This window comes from Blattabacterium cuenoti (assembly GCF_014252055.1).
GTDB lineage: Bacteria > Bacteroidota > Bacteroidia > Flavobacteriales > Blattabacteriaceae > Blattabacterium > Blattabacterium cuenoti_D.
Window position 1 is genome coordinate 613523 of record NZ_CP059208.1, and the last position, 8501, is coordinate 622023.

Sequence of the window (8501 nt, forward strand, 5' to 3'; positions counted from 1 at the left end):
ATCATAGATTTAATTTATCTAGTTTTTTCTTTATTTTATCATAGATTATTTTTTTTATATAAATATCAACAGATTTTAATATTTCTTCTAAAAAGGACAATAATAATAAAATATTTGCTTCTTTTTCAGGAATTCCTCTTGATTGAAGATAAAATAATTCAGATTCTTGAATATTACCTATTGTACAACCGTGTGAACATTTTACATTCTCAGAATAAATTTCTAACTGAGGTCTTGCATAAATATATGATTTATTAGAAAGTAATATATTATTATTTTTTTGAAATGCATTTATTCCTTTTAAAAATTTATTAATAAATATTTTTCCATTAAATATTCCTTGAGATTCTCCCCATAAAATTTTTTTATATAATTGATAACTATAAGAATTTGAATATAAATGGTCTATATAAGTATTATTATCAATAATTTGTTTTTCTGATAAAAGAGAAACTCCATATAAATAAGAATACGCATTTTCTCCATGAGAATAAAATTTTAAATTGTTTCTAATAATTTTTCCTTGAAAAGAAAAAGTATAGATAGAACATTTACTATTTTTCTTTTGTTTAAAAAAAGTATTATCTATGACAAATGAATCTTTTAACTTATCTTGTATTTTATAATAGTCAATATTACTATTATCTAATGCATAAATTTCATTAACAATATTTATCAATGATGAGTTTTTTTTCAAATATTTATGATATTCAATAATTTTAACAGATGAACCTTTACCTACTACAATTAAATTTCTAATATTAATCATTAATTTTTGCACTATACCTGTAGTAACATATACTATTTCTATAGGTTTTTTTAATAAAATATTATTTGGAATATAAATAAAGGCTCCTTCTGAAAAAATGTTATTAATGGTATTAAAAACATCATATTTTTTATTATATGATAATTTTCCATAAAAATCTTTAATTAAACTTTCCTTTTGGTAACAAATATTTGAAAATATAATATCATTATTATTTTTGGAAAAAATTATTGGAATTCCATCTACAAAAACGCAGAAAAAAGAATTATCGCTTTTCAATGGGATTTTTTCTTTTATTTTTTTATATTCTTCTGAATTTTCTATTTTTCTTTTTGATATAAAATCATATTCTTGATTAAGAATTGTATGTATATAGCTACATTCTTTTTCTTTGTATAAACTATCAAATCCTTTTTTTTTGAAAAAATAAATATCCTTTTCTTGCAAAGAATAGATATACGAATTCTTTTTCTTATTCTTTTCGTAGGAAAAATTTTTTAATAAAAAAATTATTTTCTCTTTTAATTGCATTAAATTTTAAATTGTGGATAGTATTAGTTGTTAATAATATATTATTTAACTCTAGTTAATTTTTTTATCCAATCATACCCTTCTTTTTCCAATTTTTCAGCTAATTCACGATTTCCAGATTGAATAATCTTTCCATCATATAAAATATGCATGATGTAATTTGAATTAATATTATCTAATAATCTCTTATAATGAGTTATAACCAAAATAGAATGATTTTTTTCTTTAAAATAATCAATTACTTTGGATACTATCCGTATAGCATCTATATCTAAACCTGAATCGACTTCATCCAAAATAGAAAATAATGGGTTTAACATCATCATTTGAAATATTTCATTACGTTTTTTTTCTCCACCTGAAAATCCATCATTTAAAGAACGATAAATAAAATCTTTTTCTAAATTCAAAAAATAAGATTTTTCTTTAATTTTTTTAATCATTTCTTTAACAGGCATATTTTCCTTTCCTCTTGCTTTTCTAATAGCATTAATAGATGTTTTCATAAAATTAATAATAGGCATTCCTTGTATTTCTATAGGATTTTGGAAGGAAAGAAATATTCCTAAATGAGCACGTTTTTCTGGAGAAAACTTTGTTAAAGTTTTATTTAAAAAATAAATATTTCCTTCAATAATTTTATATTCTTTTTTTCCAGCAATAACAGAAGCAAGAGTACTTTTACCAGAACCATTAGGTCCCATAATAACATGAATTTCTCCAGGAGAAATATTCAAATTAATTCCTTTAATAACTTTTTTTTCTCCTATAGAAACATGTAAATTTTTTATAATCAACATATTTTATTGTTTTATTATCAATATTATCCAACAGACCCTTCTAAAGAGATTTCTAACAATTTTTGTGCTTCTACAGCAAATTCCATAGGAAGCTTTTTTATAATTTCATTACTAAATCCATTGACTATTAAAGAAATCGCTTTATCTGTGTCAATCCCTCTTTGATTACAATAAAAAATTTGATCTTCTCCTATTTTTGAGGTAGTAGCTTCATGTTCTATTTGAGAATTTGTATTATACACATGTATATATGGAAAAGTATGTGCACCACAATAGTCTCCTATTAATAATGAATCACATTGTGAAAAATTTCTTGAATTAATTGCTGTATTTGTTATTTTAACCAATCCTCTATAATTGTTTTGTGCATTTCCAGATGAAATTCCTTTTGATATAATAATACTTTTACTATTTTTTCCTATATGTATCATTTTTGTCCCAGTGTCTGCTTGTTGAAAATCCTTAGTCATAGCTAAAGAATAAAATTCACCTACAGAAAAGTCACCTTTCAAAATACAAGAAGGATATTTCCAAGTAATTGAAGAACCTGTTTCTACTTGTATCCAAGATATTTTAGCATAATCTTCACACAATCCACGCTTCGTAACAAAGTTAAATATCCCACCCTCTCCACTTTTACTTCCAGGATACCAATTCTGTACAGTAGAGTATTTTACTTCTGAATTTTTTAGTGCTATAATTTCTACTACTGCTGCATGTAATTGATTTTCTTTTCTTTGAGGAGCAGTACATCCTTCTAAATAACTAAGATAAGACCCCTCATCTGCAATAATTAAAGTTCTTTCAAATTGCCCAGTTTTATCTTCATTAATGCGAAAATACGTTGATAGTTCCATGGGACAACGTACCCCTTTTGGAATATAACAAAAGGATCCATCAGAAAATACTGCGGAATTAAGAGCAGAATAAAAATTATCTTCCTTTGAAACAACGGTTCCTAAATATTTTTTAATTATATCTGGACACTTTTTTAATGCTTCACTAATAGAACAGAATATAATACCTTTTTCTTCTAATTTTTCTTGAAAAGTAGTAGTCAAAGAAACAGAATCTAATACAATATCTGTTGCTATGCTAGAAATGTCCCCTTTACTAGGGATAGTAATTCCTAATTTTTTAAATGTTTCTATTAATTCTGGATCAATATTTTCTATATTATTAAAATCTATCTTTTTTTTAATAGAGGAATAATAACTTATTCCCTGAAAATCTGGTATTTTATACTTTATATTTGCCCATTTTGGAGGTTTCATTTTTTTCCATATCTTAAATGACTCTAGCCTCCAGTTTAACATCCATTTAGGTTCATCTTTTTTTTCTGTTATTTTATGAATAACTTCTTCATTTAACCCTACTGGAATTTTCTCAGATTCTATAGAAGTATAAAAACCATATTTATATTCAGAATTACTAAATATATCGAGTATATCGTTATTTTTTTTCATGTTTATTTATAACGAAAAACTTTTTCCGCAACCACAGGTATGTTTAGCTTTAGGATTTTTAAAATAAAAACCTTTCCCATTTAATCCATCTGAGTATTCTAAGGTAATTCCTTCTAAATACGGAAAACTATTTTTATCTATTAAAATTTTTATTTTTTCTTGTTGAAAAAATTTATCTTCTTTTTTCTTTTCTTTATCAAAAGAGAGTTCATAAGAAACCCCAGAACATCCTCCATTTTTAACTCCAAATCTAATAAAAGAAATATCTTGAGATAACCCTTCTTCTTTCATGATAGAAAGAAGTTTTTTTTCAGCTTTTTCAGATATAAAAACCATGATATTTGTAATTTAAAAATTCGATCTAACTAGATTAAATATTCTTCTTATCTAAGAAATAGTTTACCCTAAATCCTTCTTTTATTTTCCATTTTTCTGCCATTCCAGCGTTAATTTCTAAAACATATTTTACTATTGAAGGATATAAATCCGGAATTTCCATTTCTTTTATAGGATTAACATTCTTATCTATAAAGATAATAGTATTATATTCATCAATATAAATAATATCTAAAAATTTTCTAACACCTTTAATATTTATTATTTTATATTCTTCCTGATCTCTTAATAAAAATAACATCCCTGTATCTTCTTTAATAGAAGATCTAAATTTTAATCCATTTATTTTTTCAGAATCTTTTTTAGCTATTTCTATTTCTATTTTCTTTATAACAGAATTTCTATCTATAAAATATAAATCTCCATCTCTAATAAATTCTACATTTAGTGAATTTCCAATATCTGAAAAAAAATTATCATTATTATAATAGATATTTTCAGAAGAAAATATTAAAATAAATAAAATAATTGCTGGTAATAAAGTATACACTCTACTCATGATGAAAAAATCATTTTATTATCCTTAATAAGAAGTATTACCCCAAAAATAATAAAAGGAATACTAAGACATTGTCCAGTGTTAAAGAATAAAAAACTAAAAAATTCATCACCTTGTGGCTCCTTCATAAATTCTAATAAAAAACGAACAGACCACAAACAAATAAAAAAAATCCCTGATAAAAATCCTTTATTCATTTTATTTCTTTTATTTATATATAAAAAATAAAGTAATAAAAAAATCATAAAATAACTAATAGATTCGTAAATTTGTGTAGGATGCCTTGGAATTATTTCTCCGTAATTTTTATCCATTTTTATAAATTTGACAGCCCAAGGTAATTTTTCATTACAAGGTTTACCTACTATTTCAGAATTAAAAAAATTACCAATTCGTATAAAAATAGCAGATAGTGATACAGCTATACAAAGCCTATCACATAACCAGATAAAAGATTTTTTAAGTATTCTTCTAGCATAAAAAAAACTAGAAACAATAATTCCTATAGTAGCTCCATGACTAGATAATCCTCTATAACCAATAAATTCATAACCTTTTATAAAACCGAACAAAAAATTCGGATTATTTTCTTTAATAGGTAAAAAAATCTCTATTAAATGATCTGAAAAATATGAAAAGTCATAAAATAAAACTTGCCCTAATCTAGCTCCTAAAAAAGTTCCTAAGAAAGTATAAGTGAATAAAGGATCTAAATATTTTTTATCTATATTCTCTTTTTGATAAATATATTTCATAATACACCATCCTATCATGAAAGATAGGATAAACATTAAACTATAAACATGAATAGAAAAATTATTCCATAAAGTAAATTTATGAATAGGATTCCAATTAATATATCCTAACATTATTATCATTATCAATAGAATTTATTTTTTAAATTTAAATAGGATCATAACCTGATTTGTTCCAAGGATTACATCGAAAAATTCGTTTAATACTAAAAAAAATAGCTTTGAAAAAATGAAATTTTTTTAGACAGAAAATCATATATTCCGAACAGGTAGGAATATACCTACAATTTTTTCCTATCCAAGGAGATATGGATAATTGGTACAACTTAACAAGTTGTATAAAAAAGTTATTTATGATTTTCATAATAATTTTTGATTTTGATAATCTATGATTAATTAATTCTTTAAAAATAAATCTACTTTTTCATAAAAAGATTTTGGATTATCTATATGTACCCAATGATTTGATTTATCTATAGTTAAAAATTCTGATTTTGGAAATAATTTTCTTATAATAGGATATTCTCTTGGTAAAAGATAATTAGAATATTCTCCTCTTAAAAAAAGAGCTGGTCCATTATATACTCCACCTTTTATTTCATTTTGAATTAAATATTTATAATTCTTTTCTATTCCAGGTAAAAAAAAACGAAAAGATAACTTTCCATTTTCCTTTCTATAAGTGCATTTAGAAAAAAATAATCTAGTCTCTAAATGGACAATCCATGTTTTTAAAAATGAAACAAGATCTCTTCTTGTTTTAATAATATTAAAATTAACTTTTTTCAATGCAAAAATTATATTTTCGTTTTCTGTATTCTTATACGCATTAGGGCTTATATCTACAATGATAATTTTTCTAGGTATAAAAGGATATTTCATTGAAAATTTCATTACAGATCTTCCTCCCATAGAATGACCTAATAATATAGGATTTTGCAATTTGTAATAATGTATATATTTAAAAATATCTTCTGATATAAGATCATAATCCATTTTATTTGAATAAAAACTATTTCCATGATTTCTAACATCTAATAAGTGTATCTGAAAATTTTTTGAAAAAATTTTAGCAAAAAAACTCCAATTATCTCCGTTTCCAAATAAACCATGAAGAACTAAAACAGGAAATCCTTTTCCAAAAATTTTAGAATGCAATATCATTTATATATTTTTTTTATTCTCTTAAGATAACTTTGTATTGTATTTTCTAATCCTAGATATAGTGATTCACTAATTAAAGCATGTCCTATAGATATTTCCATAATGTATGGAATACTTTTAATTAAAAAAGATAAATTATCTAAATTTAAATCATGTCCTGCATTAACAAATAGTTGATTCATACGAGCAATTTCCGCTGTTTTAATATAATTATTAATACAATTCAATTGATTATTCATAAATCCAATAGAATAATCTCCTGTATATAATTCAATTCCATCTGCTCCTATTTTTTTTGCATATATAACCATTTCTGGGATTGGATCTAAAAATATAGAAGTTCTGATTCCTACTCTTTTTAACTTGTTAATTTTCTTAGTTAAGAAATTTTGGTGTAAAAAAGTATTCCACCCACAATTAGATGTAATATCGTTATCTGTATCAGGAACTAAAGTTACCTGATTTGGTTTTACATCTAAAACTAGTTCCATAAATTTTTCAGTAGGATTCCCTTCTATATTCAATTCTGTTTCTATCACTTTATCAAGATCATATACATCTTTATATGTAATATGTCTTTCATCAGGTCTTGGATGTATTGTTATACCTTGTCCCCCAAATTTTTGAATATCCATTGCAACTTGCAAAAGATTAGGAATATTTCCTCCTCTTGAATTTCTTAACGTTGCAATCTTATTAATATTTACACTTAATTTTACCATTTTTTAATGAACCTATTTTTTAGTTACTTGTGTAATCTCCAAATTAAATTCCTTAGCTATAGTTAATAAATGATCAAAAACACTTGCTTGTATTTGTTCGTATTTTATAGATTCTGAAGTATTTGTAAAACAATACAATTCTATTGGTAATCCATAATGATTTGGTTCTAAATATCTTACCATCAGTGTTTCTGATTGAGATATTTTAGGATGCTGATGTAAATACTCTAATGCATATTGTCTAAATAAACCAATATTAGTTAATCTTTTTCTTAAATTTATATCTTCTACATTTTTTATATTGTTAATATTCTCTATTTCTTTTTGTATTTTTTTAATATAATTCTTAATTAAATAAACATGTTGAAATTTTTCTAGTTTTTCCGAGCTACAAAAATAGAAGGATTGTATATTAAATAATATAGATCTTTTAATTCTACGTATATTTTTCTGACGCATAATCTGATAATTAGTTACAGCAGTAGAAATTAAATCATAAGTTGGAACACTTGTTATAGTTTTATCAAAATTTTCTATTTTTGCTGAAGTTAAGTTAATTTCAATGACTATTCCTTCTATATTATATTTAGGAACACCTATCCAATCTCCTACTTTAATCATTTTAGTAGTTGCTATTTGTACTCCTGATACAAATCCTAAAATGGGATCCCGAAAAACTAATATAACAATAGCAGTTATAGCCCCTAAACTAGTTAAAACTGTTATAATATCATTTTTTGTAATAATTGCAATAATGACTAAACAACAAAATACTATAGATATTATTTTTAATAATTGTGAAAATGATCTAACAGCTATCGTTTGATGATTATTTTCACTAGTAGCTATTCTTATAATAGAGTTTATAACTCTAATAAGAAATTGTAGTACAATTAAAACAAATAATATATCAAATATTCTTTCTAAATATAAAATTATTGTATAATGCTTTTTGAAAACAGGTTCAATCAAAATAAACCCAATAGATAATGGGAAAAAATGGGCTAAACTATCAAATACTTTATTTTCATACAATATATTATCCCAAACAAAATGAGTAGAATTTACGATTCTTCTACCTATAAAACGAACACTCCTATTAAAAAAAAACTCTAAAATTATTATCAAAATTGAGAAAAATAACATTTTGCTAATAATAATAAGAGAAATGCTTCCCCATTTTTTCAAATCTAAATTGTGAGTAAATTCATATATATCTTGAATTTGAAAAATAAACAACATTTTCATATTAATTAGAAAAATAATATTGTTAAATATAATACTTTTGGTAAGTTGACTGTATTCACAGTTTTCAATAACTTTATTACTTTATTAATTTTCATAACTAATTAAGACTAATAAGATAAAAATTTTGATTTAATTTTTAAAAAATAAAATT

The 8501-nt window shown here is 23.4% G+C and carries 10 protein-coding genes; all 10 read right to left on the reverse strand.

What is annotated here, in order from left to right:
* Position 1: 1 nt before the first annotated feature.
* The 10 genes from sufD to H0H48_RS03075 all read right to left on the reverse strand — a co-directional run bounded on the left by sufD (position 2) and on the right by H0H48_RS03075 (position 8350).
* On the reverse strand, positions 2–1216 hold the full coding sequence (gene sufD, locus H0H48_RS03030) for a Fe-S cluster assembly protein SufD (protein ID WP_238785321.1): 1215 nt from the start codon (positions 1214–1216) through the stop codon (positions 2–4).
* 125 nt (positions 1217–1341) lie between these two features.
* The gene (gene sufC, locus H0H48_RS03035; protein ID WP_185871083.1) at positions 1342–2100 is read right to left on the reverse strand and encodes a Fe-S cluster assembly ATPase SufC; all 759 of its coding nucleotides are present in this window, start codon (positions 2098–2100) and stop codon (positions 1342–1344) included.
* A gap of 23 nt (positions 2101–2123) precedes the next feature.
* Entirely contained in the window at positions 2124–3566 is a 1443-nt protein-coding gene (gene sufB / locus H0H48_RS03040) for a Fe-S cluster assembly protein SufB (protein ID WP_185871084.1), read from the reverse strand.
* Positions 3567–3572: 6 nt separating this feature from the next.
* Complete coding sequence (locus H0H48_RS03045; RefSeq protein ID WP_185871085.1) at positions 3573–3902, reverse strand: HesB/IscA family protein; 330 nt, start codon at positions 3900–3902, stop codon at positions 3573–3575.
* A 34-nt stretch (positions 3903–3936) separates the two neighbouring features.
* On the reverse strand, positions 3937–4461 hold the full coding sequence (locus tag H0H48_RS03050; RefSeq protein WP_185871086.1) for a DUF192 domain-containing protein: 525 nt from the start codon (positions 4459–4461) through the stop codon (positions 3937–3939).
* On the reverse strand, positions 4458–5330 hold the full coding sequence (gene lgt / locus H0H48_RS03055; RefSeq protein WP_185871388.1) for a prolipoprotein diacylglyceryl transferase: 873 nt from the start codon (positions 5328–5330) through the stop codon (positions 4458–4460). Before lgt ends, H0H48_RS03050 begins: the two co-directional genes overlap by 4 nt.
* 34 nt (positions 5331–5364) lie before the next feature.
* Positions 5365–5580, reverse strand: coding sequence for a membrane protein insertion efficiency factor YidD (yidD, locus tag H0H48_RS03060; RefSeq protein ID WP_185871087.1), 216 nt, complete (start codon positions 5578–5580; stop codon positions 5365–5367).
* A gap of 32 nt (positions 5581–5612) precedes the next feature.
* Positions 5613–6380, reverse strand: coding sequence for an alpha/beta fold hydrolase (locus tag H0H48_RS03065; protein WP_185871088.1), 768 nt, complete (start codon positions 6378–6380; stop codon positions 5613–5615).
* On the reverse strand, positions 6377–7102 hold the full coding sequence (locus H0H48_RS03070) for a pyridoxine 5'-phosphate synthase (protein WP_185871089.1): 726 nt from the start codon (positions 7100–7102) through the stop codon (positions 6377–6379). The genes H0H48_RS03065 and H0H48_RS03070 overlap by 4 nt, the downstream gene beginning before the upstream one ends.
* 12 nt (positions 7103–7114) lie before the next feature.
* Positions 7115–8350, reverse strand: a complete 1236-nt coding sequence (locus H0H48_RS03075) for a mechanosensitive ion channel family protein (protein ID WP_185871090.1) — start codon at positions 8348–8350, stop codon at positions 7115–7117.
* Positions 8351–8501: the final 151 nt, after the last annotated feature.